Annotated in this window: 13 protein-coding genes; 4 read left to right on the top strand and 9 right to left on the bottom strand. The window is 65.6% G+C overall.

All coding sequences use genetic code 11. The features are described 5' to 3' along the window. Positions 1–291: 291 nt before the first annotated feature. Positions 292–987 (bottom strand): DNA alkylation repair protein, encoded by a 696-nt coding sequence (locus CYJ26_RS04965; protein ID WP_101638063.1) that lies wholly within the window; start codon positions 985–987, stop codon positions 292–294. 193 nt (positions 988–1,180) lie between these two features. Here CYJ26_RS04965 and valS point away from each other — a divergent pair, with 193 nt between their 5' ends. Beyond that, the gene (valS, locus tag CYJ26_RS04960; protein WP_101638062.1) at positions 1,181–3,994 is read left to right on the top strand and encodes a valine--tRNA ligase; all 2,814 of its coding nucleotides are present in this window, start codon (positions 1,181–1,183) and stop codon (positions 3,992–3,994) included. An 84-nt stretch (positions 3,995–4,078) separates the two neighbouring features. Here the strand turns inward: valS and CYJ26_RS04955 are convergent, their stop codons facing one another. The 7 genes from CYJ26_RS04955 to proC form a co-directional block, all read right to left on the bottom strand. Next, positions 4,079–5,149, bottom strand: a complete 1,071-nt coding sequence (locus CYJ26_RS04955) for a Gfo/Idh/MocA family protein (RefSeq protein WP_034237184.1) — start codon at positions 5,147–5,149, stop codon at positions 4,079–4,081. Then, positions 5,146–6,174 carry a Gfo/Idh/MocA family protein gene (locus tag CYJ26_RS04950; protein ID WP_101638061.1) on the bottom strand — a complete coding sequence of 343 codons (1,029 nt, stop codon included), beginning with the start codon at positions 6,172–6,174 and terminating at the stop codon, positions 5,146–5,148. Before CYJ26_RS04950 ends, CYJ26_RS04955 begins: the two co-directional genes overlap by 4 nt. 5 nt (positions 6,175–6,179) lie before the next feature. Further along, entirely contained in the window at positions 6,180–7,013 is an 834-nt protein-coding gene (locus CYJ26_RS04945; protein WP_034237186.1) for a carbohydrate ABC transporter permease, read from the bottom strand. Positions 7,014–7,035: 22 nt separating this feature from the next. Continuing rightward, positions 7,036–7,884: a carbohydrate ABC transporter permease gene (locus CYJ26_RS04940; protein ID WP_034237265.1), complete on the bottom strand. Its 849-nt coding sequence runs from the start codon at positions 7,882–7,884 to the stop codon at positions 7,036–7,038. 85 nt (positions 7,885–7,969) lie between these two features. Continuing rightward, positions 7,970–9,244 carry an ABC transporter substrate-binding protein gene (locus CYJ26_RS04935; RefSeq protein ID WP_101638060.1) on the bottom strand — a complete coding sequence of 425 codons (1,275 nt, stop codon included), beginning with the start codon at positions 9,242–9,244 and terminating at the stop codon, positions 7,970–7,972. Between the two features lie 42 nt (positions 9,245–9,286). Then, positions 9,287–11,620: an ROK family protein gene (locus CYJ26_RS11185; protein WP_101638059.1), complete on the bottom strand. Its 2,334-nt coding sequence runs from the start codon at positions 11,618–11,620 to the stop codon at positions 9,287–9,289. 224 nt (positions 11,621–11,844) lie between these two features. Continuing rightward, entirely contained in the window at positions 11,845–12,696 is an 852-nt protein-coding gene (proC, locus tag CYJ26_RS04925; RefSeq protein WP_006548664.1) for a pyrroline-5-carboxylate reductase, read from the bottom strand. Positions 12,697–12,834: 138 nt separating this feature from the next. Here proC and CYJ26_RS04920 point away from each other — a divergent pair, with 138 nt between their 5' ends. Further along, complete coding sequence (locus tag CYJ26_RS04920) at positions 12,835–13,851, top strand: ornithine cyclodeaminase (protein WP_101638058.1); 1,017 nt, start codon at positions 12,835–12,837, stop codon at positions 13,849–13,851. 34 nt (positions 13,852–13,885) lie between these two features. Here the strand turns inward: CYJ26_RS04920 and CYJ26_RS04915 are convergent, their stop codons facing one another. Then, a complete protein-coding gene (locus tag CYJ26_RS04915; RefSeq protein WP_101638057.1) occupies positions 13,886–15,391 on the bottom strand; it encodes an alpha-amylase family protein in 1,506 nt (501 codons plus the stop codon). A gap of 46 nt (positions 15,392–15,437) precedes the next feature. On the opposite strand from CYJ26_RS04915, the gene CYJ26_RS04910 reads away from it, so the two are divergent. Next, positions 15,438–16,202: an SDR family NAD(P)-dependent oxidoreductase gene (locus CYJ26_RS04910; protein WP_006548667.1), complete on the top strand. Its 765-nt coding sequence runs from the start codon at positions 15,438–15,440 to the stop codon at positions 16,200–16,202. Between the two features lie 111 nt (positions 16,203–16,313). Then, a complete protein-coding gene (locus CYJ26_RS04905) occupies positions 16,314–16,979 on the top strand; it encodes a hypothetical protein (protein WP_101638056.1) in 666 nt (221 codons plus the stop codon).

Genomic DNA, 16,979 nt, shown 5'->3' with positions numbered 1-16,979 from the left:
GGTCTGAAAGGTGCCTTGTCGCCGTCGTCGGGGTGGCTGGGGCGTGCTTTGCTGACTGGACCGGCGTTCTGCTGATTGGTGCGTACTTGCCAGGCTCTGGCAGGCACGCACCAATCAACAGGGCACGTAGCAATCGACAACCGTGCGTCTCAAAGCAGGATCCGCTGCCTGCACGGGCCGCCGGCAGACACGCCACAGTCACCGATGCACGCAGCAATCGGGAACCTGCGTCTGACTGGCGGTTCGCCGTGTGCTCCTACACGTGCAGTGTCGATGCCGCGGACGGGTCTCCTACCGGGGGAGCGTGGCGCGTACCTGCCGCAGGAGGTCCTTGGTCTCGGGCGGAATCCGCGTCGCGTCCAGGCACTTGGCGATCGCCTTGCGGCGTACCGAGACTGAGAGTCGGCCAGCCAGCTCCTCCTGGGTCAGCCACGGCAGTGCGGTGCCCGGCTGCTTGGTCACGGCAGTGGCCAGGTACCAGGCGACCATCATCTCCAGGTAGTACTCCTGCGACGTCACTGATGCCACCAGCTCCACGAGCTCGGGGCGAAAGGCCTCACCCAGGAAGAACTCCATGAGGACACCGATACCGAAGCGACGGGTGTACAGGTGCTCGGCCGCGATCCACCGCCGGGCGGCGGCCTCCAGCGTCGGCAGGTCACGGCGCAGGGGCTTGGCGCTCATCGAATCGCACACGGCCCAGTTGTCGATGTAAGGCAGGAAGGCCTCGGCGCCGTCGAGAAACTGCTGGGGGTCCTTGGACTGGCTAAGCAGCAGGCCGTGGAGCATGTTCTCGTCAAAGAGCCGGTGAGGCAGGGTCTGGAGGAACTCGGCGACCTCCCCGGGACGCTCCCGCCAGGACTCCTTGGCGTAGGCGCGCAGCGCGGGCACGCGCGCCCCCACGATCGTGCCGGGGTCGATATGCGGCACCAGACGGGCGACGAAGTCGGCGTTGCCGGGGTCCGCGAGGTGGGCCACGCTCAGCATGGCTCTATTGTGCCTGGTCCATGGCGCGAGCACGCCGTTGGTCGGGGAGGAGGGCACGTCGACAGATGACGTCGGTGCGCCATGCCAGGTCGCCTGGATGCTCGTGGCGCGGGGCGACGTCGTAGCCCACCTCACAGGGCGGGAGCGCCGCCCGCTTGGGGCTCTCCCTGGTGACCATGACAGAATCAGGGCCATGTCTGGAACTGAGCCCTCTCCGCGGATCCTCCCCTCCGAGCTCCACAGCCCCCGAGTCCCCAGCAAGGTCAGCGCCGACGGTCTGGAGGCCGCCTGGGGCAAGCGCTGGGAGGAGGACGGCACCTACGCCTTCGACCGCTCCGCCGAGCGTCATGAGGTCTACTCCATCGACACCCCGCCGCCCACGGTCTCCGGCTCCCTGCACGTGGGCCACGTCTTCTCCTACACCCACACTGACACCGTCGCTCGTTACCAGCGCATGCGCGGCATGTCCGTCTTCTACCCCATGGGCTGGGATGACAACGGCTTGCCCACCGAGCGCCGCGTGCAGAACTACTTCGGCGTGCGCTGCGACCCGTCCCTGCCCTACGACTCCGACTTCGTCCCCCCGCACGCCGGTGGCGAGGGCAAGTCCATCAAGGCTGCCGACCAGGTGCCGATCTCGCGACGTAACTTCGTCGAGCTGTGCGAGCGCCTGACTGTTGAGGACGAGGCTCAGTTCGAGGCACTGTGGCGTCACCTCGGCCTGTCGGTTGACTGGAAGCAGAACTACCAGACCATCGGCGTGCGGGCCCGCAAGGTGGCTCAGGCCGCCTTCCTGCGCAACCTCGCTCGTGGCGAGGCCTACCAGGCCGCGGCCCCTGGCCTGTGGGACGTGACCTTCCAGACCGCCGTCGCCCAGGCTGAGCTCGAGTCGCGCGAGTACCCGGGTTTCTACCACCGCCTGGCCTTCCACGTCGTCGACCCTGCCGCGGCCCAGGCCGCCAAGGACGCCGGCGCCCCCATCGAGGAGGGCCCGGCCGGTACCGCGGACATCTGCATCGAGACCACGAGACCCGAGCTCCTGCCGGCCTGCGTGGCCCTCATCGCCCACCCTGACGACGAGCGCTTCAAGCCTCTGTTCGGTACCACCGTCGCCTCCCCGGTCTTCGGCGTCGAGGTCCCCGTCCTGCCCCACCCTGAGGCGGAGATGGACAAGGGCGCCGGCATCGCCATGTGCTGTACCTTCGGTGACACCACGGACATCGACTGGTGGCGTGACCTCGACCTGCCCCTGCGCGCGATCCTGCGTAAGGACGGTCGCCTGGAGACCGAGACCCCCGAGTGGATCACCGACGCCCACGGCCGCGAGGTCTATGAGGCGATGGCTGGCAAGACCACCTTCTCCGCTCGCAAGGTCCTGGTTGATGAGCTGACGGCGACCGGCGAGATGCGCGGCGAGCCCACCAAGACGGTGCGTCAGACCAACTTCTTCGAGAAGGGCGACAAGCCCCTGGAGATCGTCACCTCTCGCCAGTGGTACATCCGCAACGGCGGCAAGGCCTGGACCAACCCGGCCACCGGTAAGGACCTGAACGCTGAGCTGCTGGAGCGCGGCGCGGAGCTCGACTTCCACCCCGACTTCATGCGGGTGCGTTACGAGAACTGGGTCAAGGGGCTGAACAACGACTGGCTGATCTCCCGCCAGCGCTTCTTCGGCGTCCCCTTCCCGCTGTGGTACAAGGTCGGCGCCGACGGCGAGGTCGACTACGACGCGATCATCACCCCTGAGGAGTCCGCCCTGCCAGTGGACCCGTCCTCTGACCCGGCTCCCGGCTACACCGAGGACCAGCGTGGGGTGCCCGGCGGCTTCGTCGGTGAGCTCGACATCATGGACACCTGGGCCACCTCCTCCCTGTCCCCGCAGCTGGTCTCGGGCTGGCTGGAGGACGAGGACCTCTTCGCTCGTGTCTACCCCATGGACCTGCGCCCGCAGGGCCAGGACATCATCCGTACCTGGCTGTTCTCCTCCGTGGTGCGTGCTGACCTGGAGTTCGGCGCTCTGCCCTGGAAGCACGCTGGCATCTCCGGGTGGATCCTGGACTCTGACCACAAGAAGATGTCCAAGTCCAAGGGCAATGTGGTCACGCCCATGGGTCTGCTGGACAAGTACGGTTCGGACGCCGTGCGCTACTGGGCTGCTTCGGCCCGCCTGGGACTGGACCCGGCCTTCGAGGAGGCCCAGATCAAGGTTGGCCGCCGCCTGGCGATCAAGGTCCTCAACGCCTCCAAGTTCGCTCTGTCGATGGGCGTGCCGTGGGACGCTGACGAGGCGACGCTGGCTGCCGTGCCAGCCCCGAGCCTGGACGTGACTAAGGTGACCGAGCCGATTGACCGGGCGGTGCTGGCCGCGCTGGCTGGCGTCGTCGACACCGCGACGGCTGCCTTCGACCGCTACGAGCACGCTCGCGCGCTGGAGGCGACGGAGTCCTTCTTCTGGACCTTCTGCGACGACTACATCGAGCTGGTCAAGGACCGCGCCAACGACTTCGAGGGCACGCACGATGCCGCTGCGGTGGCCTCGGCCCGCACCACCCTCGCTATTGCGGTGGACACCTTTGTGCGCCTGTTCGCTCCCTTCCTGCCCTTCGTCACCGAGGAGGTGTGGTCCTGGTACCGCACCGGTTCGGTGCACCGCGCTGCCTGGCCCACCGCCGAGGGGCTGCGGGCGGGCGCCGGCGAGGCGGACGCCGAGCTCGTGGCGCATGCTGGTGTAGCGCTTGCGGCGCTGCGCAAGGTGAAGTCGGAGGCCAAGGTCAGTCAGAAGACGCCGATCCTCTCGGCGAGCCTGACCGTGGCTCCGGAGCTGGTCGCGGCGGTGGAGGCCGTGCGCGCTGACCTGCTGGAGGCCGCCAAGGTCACCGGTACCTTCGAGGTCGCGGCTGGCGCGCCGTCGGCCGCCGGGACGACGGCGGAGGGGGACGAGGCCGTCCAGGCGGCTCCCGTAACGGTCACTGCCGTCGAGCTGGGGGAGCCTCCGGCCAAGCGCTGAGCTCCACGTTCTGCGTGACATGACGCCACGGGACGGTCCACCGGGAGAGAATCCGGCGAACCGCCCCGTGGCTTCTGCCTGTGACTAGGAGGCTGAGGACACGACCTGCATGGTCGCGCAGTCGACCACACCTCCTTGGTATGCAGCCGAGATCAGGGCGGCCTCGACGATCGTCGCGGTGCGGGTCCCTGCAGCACCGTCAGGCACGGGGGCGTGCCCGTCGCGGATCCCGCGCTTGAACGCGTCGATCATCTTGGCGTCGAGGTTCTCACCGAATCCGAGGAAGAGCGCGCGCCTGCCCTCATCGGTCATGCCAGACAGCCCGTGGCCGAACGGCGCGATGTGCGCGAGCGTCGTGGTTGTCAGCACGTCAAGCGTGAGGCCCCCCCACACAGGTGCCTGGGAGGGCTGGCTCCACGAGCAGTCGATGCTCAGGCTCAGTCCGTTGGCGTACTCGACCTGAACCAGGCCCGCCGTCTCGGCATCGACGCCGGGGACGGCGCGGTGGAGAATCTGGTTGGAGACCGCGCGGACCCGGACAGGCTCGGACTCAAACAGCGCGTCGGCCAAGTCGGCGACGTGGACGGTGTGGTCCACGAGTGCTCCACCGCCTGCGAGCCTGGGATCAGTGAACCAACGACGGTCACCAACTGGGATCTTGCCGTTATTGGTCCCGCTCAGGGCGACGACGCTGCCAAGCTCGTTGCGCCTGATGGCGGTGGCCAGGTCCTGGAACTCGGCCGCGAAGCGTACCGGGTAGGCAACCATGAGGAAGACCCCGGCGTCGGCAGCCAGGGCGGTGTAACGCTGAGCCTCGGCGCGGGTTACCGCGAGCGGTTTCTCGCACAGCATGGGGACACCGGCCGCTGCGGCCATCTCGATGAGCTCACCGTGGCGGGTGTTCTCGGAGCAGATGATGACTCCGTCGGGTTTCCAGGCGAAGAGCTCCTCATAGGTGTCGACGTAGCTGACTCCCAGGTGATCGGCTAGTGCCCGGCCGCGCAGCTGCCCGGGTTCAGTGGCAGAGGTCTGTGCACCATCCGGGTCGGCACACAGTAGCGTGACGTCTGGCATGGAGGCCAGCAGCGTGGCATATCCAGCAGCATGGACATGAGCGAAGGAAGCGACAGCAATCTTGAGTTGACGCGGCATCATGCCACCTCCAGGTTGTGGCAGGTCACGGGGCTGTTGGTCTGGATAGAACGTGCCACCGCCTGGGCAAGGCGGATCGCCGCGATTCCATCGATGGCGCTCACGACTGGTTCATGGTCGTGGTGCGCACGGGTGGCCAGGAAGTCCTCGATCTCGGCGGTGTACGGAGAAGGGCCTGAGGACGAGGGGATCGTGGTAGCCCCGTCGCTGCCGCCGTTGGTGGAGATGGGCAGGTCGTGGGCGGAGGCGTAGCTGAGCTTGCCGGTGGTGCCTGCCAGGGAGAACTCCGTGGTGAACCGCATTCCCGGCGGTCCCCAGATCGCTTGAACCTGACTGACTGCGCCGGAAGAGTGTGTCAGGGTGCAGTCAAGCATCTCGATGGGCAGATCGCCCTCGCCCTGAGCGTGGGCCAGGGTGGCGTAGACCGTGTCGACCGGTCCGGCAATCCACAGGGCTTGATCCAGGTCATGGATGGCGAGGTCCATGACAAGGCCACCTGAACGTTCCTCATCAGCAAACCACGAGGACCAGCTCGGGTAAGAACCAGCCCGACGGAACCTGCAGACGGCCAGCTGCCCGATCTCACCACGCTCGACCGCCTTCTTGGCCTGCACGTAGGCCGGGAAGAATCGCACCACGTGTGCGGGATAGAGCGTGCGGTGACATGAATGAGCGAGGGACGCGATCTCTTCAGCCTGGTCTAGCGTGCGCGCCAACGGCTTCTCGCACAGGACATCGAGTCCTGCCTCCAACGCCTGTCGAGCGAGCTCTGCGTGGGTGTCCGTGGGTGTACAGATATCAACGGCCTCCACACTCTCAAGCATCTCAGGCAGTTGCGAGCAGACCTGGATCGGTACGTGCCGTCCTCCGGTCAGACCAGGATTGCGCTCCTGCATCTGCTCCAGCTCACGGGCGAACTCCTCGGCACCCTCAAGCGAGTACAGGTAGATCGCTTGGGCGTGGGCGAGCCAGCCCGGCGCATGGGCACGGGCGATACCGCCTGTGCCAATGATTCCAAGAGAGATCACGAGAATTAACCTTTCATTCCAGAGAAGGCGAGTCCCTCGACGACGCGCTTTTGCAGCAGGAGGAACAGAATGAGAACGGGTGCCATGGCCATTACCGAGGCCGCCATCATGACCGAGTAGTCGACCTGGGTCCGGCCGGCCAGCGTGGCAATTCCAGCGCTCAGTGGCATCGAGGTCTCACGAGTAGTGACAACTAAAGGCCACAGCAGGTCATTCCAGGACCAGAGGACGGTGGTAATGGCAACTGCGGACAGGCCGGGGCGGGCCAGAGGCAGCATGACCTTCCAGAAGGTCTGGAAGGGGGAAGCCCCGTCCAGACGTGCTGACTCTTCCAGCTCACGCGGCAGTGACATGAAGGACTGACGCATCAGGAAGGTACCGAAGGCAGAGAAGATACCCGGCAGTGCTACGCCCCAGGGGGTCTCCAGCAGATGGAGGTCCTGGATGATCTGGTACTGCGGGATCAGGTAGACCTGGCCTGGCACCATGAGGATGGCCAAGATGAGGGCAAGGATGGCTCCCTTAAAGGGAAACCGCAGACGGGCGAAGGCATAACCGGCCAACGAGCACAGGATAAGTTGGCCGAGGGTACGGATCACTGTGATCAGGACGGACACTCCGAGCTGGTTGAGGAAAGGTAGCTTGGTAAAGACGTCCACGTAGTTGTGCCACTGCGGCGTCTCCGGGAAGAACCGGACCGGAACCGCTTGGATCTCAAAGTTGGTGGAGATCGACATGATCAATTGCCAAATAAAGGGAAAGACCATGACGATCGAGGCCAGACACAGTGCGATATGAGCCCAGGTGTCATTGCGCTTGACCCTGCGGGTGGGAGTCAATGCGCCCTTCTTGAGTGGCAGATTAGGCAAGATACTGCACCCACTTCTTCTGTAGCTTGAACTGGAGCGCGGTCAGGATTCCAACGACGAGCAGGATGGCCATCGCGATCGCCGCGGCATACCCCTTGTGGTTGACCATGAAGGCCTCGTTGTAGAAGAGGTAGACAAAGGTGCGGGTATGGGGCATAGCGGGATTGTTTGAGCCCATCATGGCGAAGAGAAGGTCGAAGACCTGGAACCCGTTGATTGCCTGAATAACCGTGAGGAAGAAGATAGATGGAGTGAGGAGTGGGACGGTAATGGAACGGAACTGGCGCCAGTGGGAGGCGCCATCGATCGAGGCTGCCTCGTAGAGCTCGGAGGGAATTGCCTGCAGACCGGCTGACAGGATGATCATGTTGAATCCAATGGAAGACCACATCCCTACGATTGACACTGCCACGATGGCAAAACCGGGTGTGGAGGTCCAGTAGGGCGGATCAGAGATACCAATGCTCCGTAGGGCCTGATTGATAATTCCGAAGTCCCCATTAAACATCAGACGCCATACCAGTGCGATTGCTGTAGGCATTGCGATGTAAGGCATGAAGAAAGCAATCCGATAGAGCTTGGCGAAGCGCAGCCCTGGCCTGGAGATCAGCGACGCAAATATCACTGCGATCGGGATCCCCAGCATGAGGACCACGGTGTAGGTCAGGGTGTTGACAGTGGCGTTGCCAAAGGCGGAGTCGGTCGCCAGCTTCTCGTAGTTAGCCAGTCCGACGAATTTGGAAGAGGTGCCAAAGACATTGGGCTGGGTGAAAGAGGAATAGAAGTTCTTCAGGATCGGGTAGAGGTAGAACACCGCCACGCCGGCGAGGACCGGAAGCACGAATAGCGCTCCGGTCCTCGCCTCAGCGAGGTGGATCCGACCGCGCGGCCTGGTCCTGGTCCGCTCGGGAGATCGCTGCATGGGGTTACTCCGACTGCAGCGCTTCGTTCATCTTGGCGGCGAGCTCCTTGCAGACCTCAGACACGTCCCGCTTGCCAGAGAAGGCATCAGGCAGGAGCTGCTCCTCGAAGTCGTTCCACACCTGGGTGTTCCTGGATACCGGGTAGGGCACGGCATAGTCAGTGGCCGCTTCAGCAAATGCCTTCATGTTCCACTGAGGCTGGGAGTCTTGGAAGGTCTCCTGTGTGCCGTTGAAGGCGGGGTTGGCGATGCCTAGTTCAGCTTCCCTCAGATGCTGCTCCTTCTGTGCCAGGAAGGAGACGAAAGCCTTGGCGGCCGCCTTGTTCTCTGAGCCAGCTGCCACGACCGTGGTCAGACCGTGGATGACCGAGGCGCGCTGCTCGCCCTTGGGCAGGGGCGCGATGTCCACGTGGTCCTTGTTCGGCAGTTTCTCGGCGAACTCGGAGACGATCCAGGTTCCGGACCAGATCATGGCTGCCTTCTCGGACTCGAACATGACGTTGGGCTTGGTATCCGCCATCGCTTCCAGGGACGGGCTGGCGCCTGAGGCGATGAGCTCTTTCCAGAACTCGATCCCCTTGATCGACGCATCGTGGTCGTAGCCGGACTTGCCATCCTCAATGATGAAGCCGCCTGCTTGATGGACGGTGTTGTACCAGCCCTCCTGTCCTCCAGCCAGGCCGGTGGCAACGCCGTAGACACCGTCGTCCTTCAGAGCAGTCGAGATGGTGTTCGCCGTCGTTGTGAAGTCCTCCCAGGTCCAGTCCTCCTGGGGGTAGGCCACCCCAGCGGCATCGAAGAGCTTCTTGTTATAGAACACAGCGACGGTGTCGTAGTCCTTGGGGACGCCGTAGTGCTTGTCCTCTACCGTGTAGAGGTCCACCAACGCCTGCGGGTAGTTGTCCCATGAGACATCAGCCAGGTCGTCCAGGGGTTCCAGCATTCCGTTGGATGCGTAAAGCTCGATATGCGGACCATTCATCCAGAACAGATCTGGGAGATTGTCCCCCTCGGCCTGGGTCTGCAGCTTGGTCCAGTACTGTGAATAGGGCGTGATCGAGGTTGTAATGCTGACCTCGGGGTGGAGTTTGACGAACTCTGCGATGTGCTGGTCGATGGCCACCTTCTGGTTCTGGTCCCAAAAGGAGAAGGTTAGGTTGCCCGTGATCTTGCCGTCAGAGCCGCCCGAGTCCTCGCCTCCTCCACAGGCAGCCAGGGTGAGGGCGACTCCGGTTGCCAGGCCGCTGGCCAGTGCGGTGCGACGGGAGATGGTGCGCATGGTGAACTCCTTTGTTCTGTGATGAGGTCGTGGGCAGGAGGCTCACGACTGCTTGCGCTGGTTGTTGTTGAAGTAGTTGATGAGGTCGTCAGGGAGGGGTGGAATCTGCTCGGGGCGCGACCCGTGGCGTAGGGAATCGGTGGCCTGAATGCCTGCAGCGACGGCGTACCAGGCGCCTAACGGTGAGGTATCCGTCGGCGCTCCATCGCGCACGAATCGGATGAATTCGGTGACCGTGAGGACATCAGCATCGCTATGGCCGCCGGCATCTCCCAGGATGGGGAAGGAAGTGTCCCCGTCAGGGGAGTAGTCCGAGCGCGAAGCCCATAGCCGGATGAGCCCGCCCTCGCCGTCGCCGAAGTTCTCGATCCGGCCCTCGGTGCCGATCACGGTGTAGTTGCGCCAGTAGTCGGGTGTGTAGTGGCACTGCTGGTAGGAGGCGTAGACGCCGGACTCCATACGCATCAGCATCATCGACAGGTCTTCGACGTCGATGGTCGGGTTGAGCCGCTCCTGGGCGAGAGGAGGCCAGTGGCTGGTGGCGAACCAGTCGCTCATCAGCTCATCAGAGTTGTCCGCCCTGCTGGCGACCTGGTCGTAGAGGGTCAGGCCTCCCATAGCCACTACCTCGGTTGTGTGAGAGTCGGCGAGCCAGTGCATGACATCGATATCGTGGGCGGCCTTCTGCAGCAGCAGACCACCGACGTGACTTCGTTCGGCGTGCCAGTCCTTGAAGTAGTAGTCCCCGCCGTGGCCGACGAAGTGGCGGCACCATATGGCCTTGACCTCGCCGATACGGCCGGAGCGGATGATGTCACGCATGGACCGCACGACGTTCATGTGCCGCATGTTGTGTCCGACGTACAGACCTGTGCCTGTGCGATAGGCGGTCTGGAGGATCCGGGTGGCTCCCTCGAGATCGATGGCTAGTGGCTTTTCCAGGTAGACCGGGATACCTGCTTCGAGCAGGTCGCAGGTGACCGAGGCGTGGGTGTCGTCAGGGGAGGTGACAAAGGCGATGTCGATGCCGGTCTTGACGAGTTCTTCGACGCTGCTGGTGACCGATAGCGAGTCCGGATCGCGTCGAAGGCGCTCACGCACGCGCTCACGCACGAGTGGGTGGGGATCACACACTGCGGTGATGTGCGCGTTGTTCTCTGGGCGTTCGCAAGCTAGGGCAAAACGTGAGCGCGCGCCGACGCCAACGATGCCTGCGCGTAAGGTCTCTGGCTTGCTGGACGATTGGAACAGGTTCATGACACTGTGAGATCCCTTCATAGAGGCTGCCGTGATGCTGGCGGTACCGGTGAGATGTACAGGGGTCGGAGAAAGGACTCCGGTCAGGATAGTGCCTGCTGCTGCCAGCGCCGTGTGGATAGCGCCGATGACAGAACCGGCTCCCTCCAGCTCCGCTAGCTCTAGGCGGATTCGTGAGCCGTTCTTGCCCTGGAGATCGTCTAGGCGCTGGATGACTTGGAGGATGGCGTCTCGCATATGGGCGTTGGAGGCGGAGAGCACGACGATGTCTGGATCGAGGACTGCCGAGACCGTGGCGATGGCCAAGGCCGTACGCGACATCCACTCCTCATCTGGCTCGTCGCCGGTGCGTAGATCGATGAGCTCGGAGATCTCTCCAGCTTTCCAACGACGTCCGCGGTGGACCTGGCCGTCGAGGATGAGCCCCGTGCGGGGCCCCCGGGTGAACTGGACCAGAAACAGGCACGAGTCTGCTTCAACCCGGTGTTCTTGGTATCGCAACGTGTACTCGCCGAAGGCGGCCATATTGATGTCGTTCTCGACTATGACCTGTACGCCCAGAGCCTGGGCCAGGCGTTCGGCAAGAGGAAAACCGGACCACACCGGGACAAAGTCAGAAGCGACGATGGAGCCGTCTGGGTCGACGACGCCGGTTGCTGAGACGCCTACCGCTAGTAGTCGTCCTGAGTCCTGCTGGGCCTGGGCAGCCTCGTGGATGAACGAGCTCAGCTGAGACAGGCGGCGGTCGGCATTGTCGGTGTCCAGGGTGTACTGGTGGGCGAGGAGAACCTCTCCTCGCAGGTTGACCACAACCAGGAGCATTGAGGTGGCTAGTAGGTCGACGCCGATGATGATTCCTGCATCTGGGCGGATGCGCCAAGAGGTTGCGGGCCGTCCTACCCCCTGGTCGCTGAGTGAGGCTTCTTCGGCAAGGCTGTTAGCGCACAGTTCGTCAAGGGTGGCGGTGACAGTCGGGCGGGAGTATCCGGTCTCCTGAGCGAGGAGCGAGACTGTCGTTGTCTGGTGGCGCCGTAGTGCTGCCAGGACGGCGTCGACCCTGGTGCAGTGTCCGTCCGTACGCCGACGAATTCGCTGATCTGAGGAGGTGCGAGTGCTCATCTTTGAGCCCTTTCTTGTGGCGTGACGTCAGTGGTCCGCACCACATCTTTAATGAAAGGGAGTTTAGCAAGGTGTCTGCATAATGCAAGTGGGAACGACGATAGAGAAACGGGCTGGGTGGGCCACTGCGATGTGGCGTTCTGAACCGGGGGCTAGACGGTGCGTAGCCCCCGGTTGCACACAGGAAACCCCGGTCTTGATGCGGTCTTGATGCGGGTGGAGGGCTAGGCCCCGAGCTCCCGGTCCCGGGCCACGGTGGCACGGAAGGCCTCAATGACTGCGCAGGAGAAGCCTGCCTGCTCCATCGCGACCACCCCGGCCACAGTGGTCCCGCCTGGCGAGCACACGGCGTCAACGAGGTCGGCGGGCGTCCGCCCTGCCTCGCCGCGCTCGCGCCGCTCCGCCTCCGCCTGGACCGTGCGGGCTGAGCCCGCCACCGCTTGCGCGACGATCTCGACAGCCTGGGCCTTGGGGATCCCACCCAGCACGCCGGCACGTGCCAGGGCGTCAATAAAGGTGAAGACGAAGGCGGGGGAGGAGCCAGCCAGCCCGATAAAGGCGGAGAAGTCCTTCTCCGCAAGCACCACTGTGCGTCCGACGGCCGCCATGAGCTCCTCGACGATGTCCAGATCCTCCTGGCCGGCTGCGCTCCCGGCCGCCAGCGCCGTCATGGACTCGCCCACCGCTGCCGCCATATTCGGCATCGCTCGCACCACGCGGGTGCCCGCGGGCAGCATCGCCTCCAGCTTCTCCAGGCTCAGTCCCGCCGCGATGGAGACCACGAGGGGCTTGCTCGCTGCGAGCTCCTGACTGAGCTCTTCCAGGACTCCGGGGATCACATGCGGCTTGACGGCCAGGACGACGACGTCCGACTCCTGGACCAGCGCGCTGGCCTGCGCCACGAGCTCAGCGCCGGTCTGCTGCGCCAACCGGGCCGCCGAGCCGTGGGCAGAGGTCACCAGGACTCGGTGGCCCGCCCCGCCCTTGTCAGCGCGGCGGGTCAGGCCTGCTGCCACCGCCCCACGCACGATCGCGCCCGCCATGTTGCCCGCACCGATGAAGCCAAAAGTCGTCATGCGGCCAGGCTAGTAGATCAGCTCCGTCAAAGACGTTGCCTGCTTGGTCACCGGCCCGTACAGTCGAGATGACGGTCAGCTCGTCGGTGCCAACGAGGGCGAGGGCGACAGCGGTGACCGTGGCTCCAAGGAGTAACGATGCGATTCGTCGACGTTCCCCACATGGTTCGTTGGATGAGGCAGACCGGGCCGCAGACCTTGCTGGCCGGCATGATCGAAGCGATGGAGAAGGACTTCAGGCGGTGGGACAGCTTTGAGCTTCGTCCGCGTGTGGCCTCGCACTCCGAGATCGGCGTCATCGAGCTCATGCCCACCAGCGACGGGCAGACCTACGCCTTCAAGTTCGTCAACGTCCACCCTTCCAACCCCGCTCGGGGATATCAGACGGTCACCGCCTTCGGCGTCCTGGCTGACGTCCACAATGGCTACCCGCGGCTGCTGGCGGAGATGACTCTGCTCACCGCCCTGCGTACCGCAGCAACCTCTGGGATGGTCACCCGCCTGCTGGCCCGGCAGGACTCGCGCCACCTGGCCCTCATCGGTGCCGGCTCGCAGTCGGAGTTCCAGGTGCTGGCCAACCGGGCCGTGCGGCCGATCGAGCGGGTGAGCGTCTACGACGTCGACCCGGCGGCCAGCCAGAAGCTGCGCCGCAACCTCGCCGCCTACGACATCGAGGTCGAGATCGCCGACTCGGCTTCCCAAGCCGTGGCCGGGGCGGACATCATCACCACCTGTACCGCGGACAAGCGCAACGCTCAGGTCCTGTCCCGCCACGACATCCGCCCCGGCGTCCACCTCAACGCCATCGGGGGCGACTGCCCGGGCAAGACCGAGCTCGACCCCGGCATCCTGGACATGGGCCCGGTCTTCACCGAGCACACCCCGCAGACCCGGATCGAGGGGGAGATCCAGGCCAAGCCGGCGCACTACCCGGTCACCGAGCTGTGGGAGGTGCTGGCAGGCGCTCAGCCAGGGCGCACGAGCGTCGAGCAGGTCACGGTCTACGACGGCGTCGGCTTCGCGGTCGAGGACTTCACGGGCCTGGTCTTCCTGGAGGACTGCCTCAAGCAGCAGGGAGGAGAGCGCTTCTACGAGGAGATCGACCTCGTCGCCGCGCCCAGCGACCCCAAGGACCTGTTCGGGATGCTGAACTGAGATACCAGGGACGACGGCGGGGCATGCTGCCCGGTCAGCCCAGCACCGCCCATCCGCACGGTGGCAGGACGACGCCGTCGCGCTCGGCGCGCGGGGCGGGTGCTTGACGGTCCGTGGCCAGGACCGTGTGCGCGCCGCGGGTGGGCAGCCAGGCCTCGTGCTCCTCCAGGGACAAGGCCAGGACCACCGAGGTCGGTGAGGTGCCGGCATCCTGACCTCCCGGCTCCTTGGCTCTGGGGGCCAGCCTGAGGCTGAGGAGCCGGTTGTCCAGGTGCACGGTGGTGACCTCGGCGTCATGGAGCCAGGACAGGCGACGGCGCAGCGCGATGAGCTGGCGGTAGAGGTCCTCAACCTCAGCCCCTGGGCGCTGGCCGGTGGGCAGGGCTGGCTGACGTGACCAGGGCTCGGCCGGCAGCGCAGGGCGCACCGCGTCGTCGCCTCCCAGCCTCTCCTCCTTGACCCCCTCGAGCCCTTCCTCGTCCCCGTAGTAGATAACGGGCGTGCCAGGCAGCGTCATGAGCAGGGCGACGGCGTGGGCGAGCCGGCGCGCCCCACCGGGACGGCAGCCCAGTGCGCTGGCGATGCGCGTGGTGTCGTGGTTGCCGAGGAAGGTGACCGGCACGAAGACGGGCAGGAGGTGGGCGTGGCGGCCCAGGCACCAGTCGAGCTCGTAGAAGTTCTCCTCAGCCAGGCCGTGCCAGACCGCTTGCCACAGCTCGTACTGGGTAACCGAGTCCATGCCGGAGTCCGTGACCACCTGGGCGTAGTCGCCGTGGATCACCTCGCCGAAGACATACACCTCAGGAAAGCGCGAGCGCAGTCGGGGCAGGACCTGGGTCCAGAAGGCTGGCGGGACGGCGTAGGCAGCGTCCAGCCGCCACCCGTCCACCCCAAGAGCGCACCAGTGCTCCATCACCTCGCTGACCATCTCCACCACGTCAGGGCTGGTGTGGTCCAGCTCGGGCAGCCATTCCTGCCCCTCGAAGCGAGCGTAGTCACTGGGGGCGGCGCCCGGCGCCCAGCTCCCCTCAGGCCAGGAAAGCCGGTACATCCCTGCCTCGGGCGAGCGTGGGCCGCTCTGAGCCAGACCGGCGAAGGAAGGGTGCTCGATCCCGGTGTGGTTGAAGACGCCGTCGAGGACCACCCTGATGCCGCGCGCATGGGCCTGGTCGATGAGGACTTTCAGGTCCTCGTTGGTGCCCAGCCTGGGGTCGACGTGGTAGTAGTCAACCGTGTCGTAGCCGTGGGACATGGAGTGGAAGACCGGCCCGAGCAGCAGGACATTGGCGCCCAGGGTGATGAGGTGGTCCAGCCAGGGCACGAGCCGCGCCAGGCGGTGCTCATCGGCCACCAACCCGGCCGACGAGTCAGGGTCCTGCGGGTCTCCAGGCGGACACAGCGGCTCGGCGCCGACGGCGCCCAGCGGGTAGACGTGCCAGGCGATGGCGTGCCGGACCCAGCCGGGTTCCTGCCTGGAGTGGCCCGGAGCCGCAGTGGCGGTACCCGGCAGTGCAGATGGCGCGGCGTCGTCGACGTGCATGGCCTCACACTATCGCGCAGGGGCGGCGCGGCGGGAGAATGCTCCTATGACTACCACCTCCACCGCCCCCGTCCGCCGCGCCGTCGTCACCGGAGCCTCCACCGGGATCGGAGCAGCCACCGTCCGTCTCCTGCGCCGTCACGGTTGGGAGGTGGTCGCCACCGCTCGGCGGGCTGAGCGCCTCCAGGCACTGGCTGACGAGACCGGCTGCGGCTGGGTGGCAGCGGACCTGCAGGAGCCCGACGACGTCGCTCGCCTGGCACGCGAGGTGCTGGCGGGCGGCCCGGTTGACGCCGTCGTCAACAACGCCGGTGGCGCCCTGGGGACGGACTCGGTGGCTGACGGGAAGGCAGGGGAGTGGGCCGCGATGTACGAGCGCAACGTGCTCGGCGCGCTCGCGGTGACTCAGGCCTTCCTGCCCGGTCTGCGTGAGCGTGGAGGGGATGTGCTGTTCCTGACCTCGACCGCTGCCCATGACACCTACCCGGGAGGCGCCGGCTACGTCGCGGCCAAGCACGCCGAGCGCATCATCGCCAACACCCTGCGTCTGGAGCTGGTGGGGGAGCCGGTGCGCGTCATCGAGGTTGCTCCGGGCATGGTGGCGACCGAGGAGTTCTCCCTTAACCGCTTCCATGGTGACCGGGCCAGGGCGGAGGCGGTCTATGCCGGTGTCCAGGCGCCGCTGAGTGCCGAGGACGTGGCTGAGTGCGTGGTGTGGACCCTGGAGCGACCGGCCCACGTCAACATTGACTCCCTCATCGTCCGGCCGCGAGCGCAGGCTTCCAACACCGTCGTCGCGCGGACACTGTGAGCCCATCAGGGTCACAGAAAGGTCATAAGAACTAGTCAGAAGGCAATGAGGGGACGCTCGTAGTCTCGGGGGTAACTCCACAGGAGTGGAGGGGATCCCGAGAGGAGACTCATGAGCGGCCACGACGAGCCCACCGGCAGCCTTCCGGCGCACGACGACGCATCCCCGCAAGGCAGTGCTGTCCAGTATCAGCAGGTGACGGCCACGCTGCCCACGGCTGGGGAACCGAAGCAGCCCGAGGGTGGCGAGCAGGCGCCGACGCTGCAGCGCGATGGCGCGTCCTCCCACCTCACCCCTGCTCAGCCTGTGGCTGGCGCCGATGGCCTGCTCGGTCTGGTGGCCGCTGAGGCGGCGGCTGCTCGGAAACCGTGGTACCGCCGTCTGTCGGTGCGCGTGGCCGCCAGTGTCGCGGTGGTTGCAGCCTCCTTCGGACTGGGCTGGGGTACCCATGCCCTGGTGGGCTCTGACGGGGAGCCGGAGCAGGGCTCGTTTGCCGGACCGGGTGGCCAGGGCGGACCTGGTGGCGGCGGCCAGGGTGGCCCTGGTGGCATGGGCGGCCAGGGGCCCGGAGCCTCGGGGCAGCAGGGGCAGGACGGATCTGGACAGGCAGGGCGGACCACGCCTGACTCGGGCTCGCAGGGCTCTGACTCGCAGGACTCGGGCGATGAGGGTGGATCATCAGGTGGCAGCGGAGTCCTTCAGGATGAGGGCTCTGGCTCCACCTCCGACTCTGCGGCCGGGACCGGGATCGTGGGGACCGGCCAGGACGTTGTCTGA

Origin of the sequence: Actinomyces urogenitalis (assembly GCF_002861525.1) — a bacterium.
GTDB classification, from domain to species: domain Bacteria; phylum Actinomycetota; class Actinomycetes; order Actinomycetales; family Actinomycetaceae; genus Actinomyces; species Actinomyces urogenitalis.
Note: the sequence above shows the minus strand (reverse complement) of the source record. Positions and strands in the feature narration are given on the sequence as shown.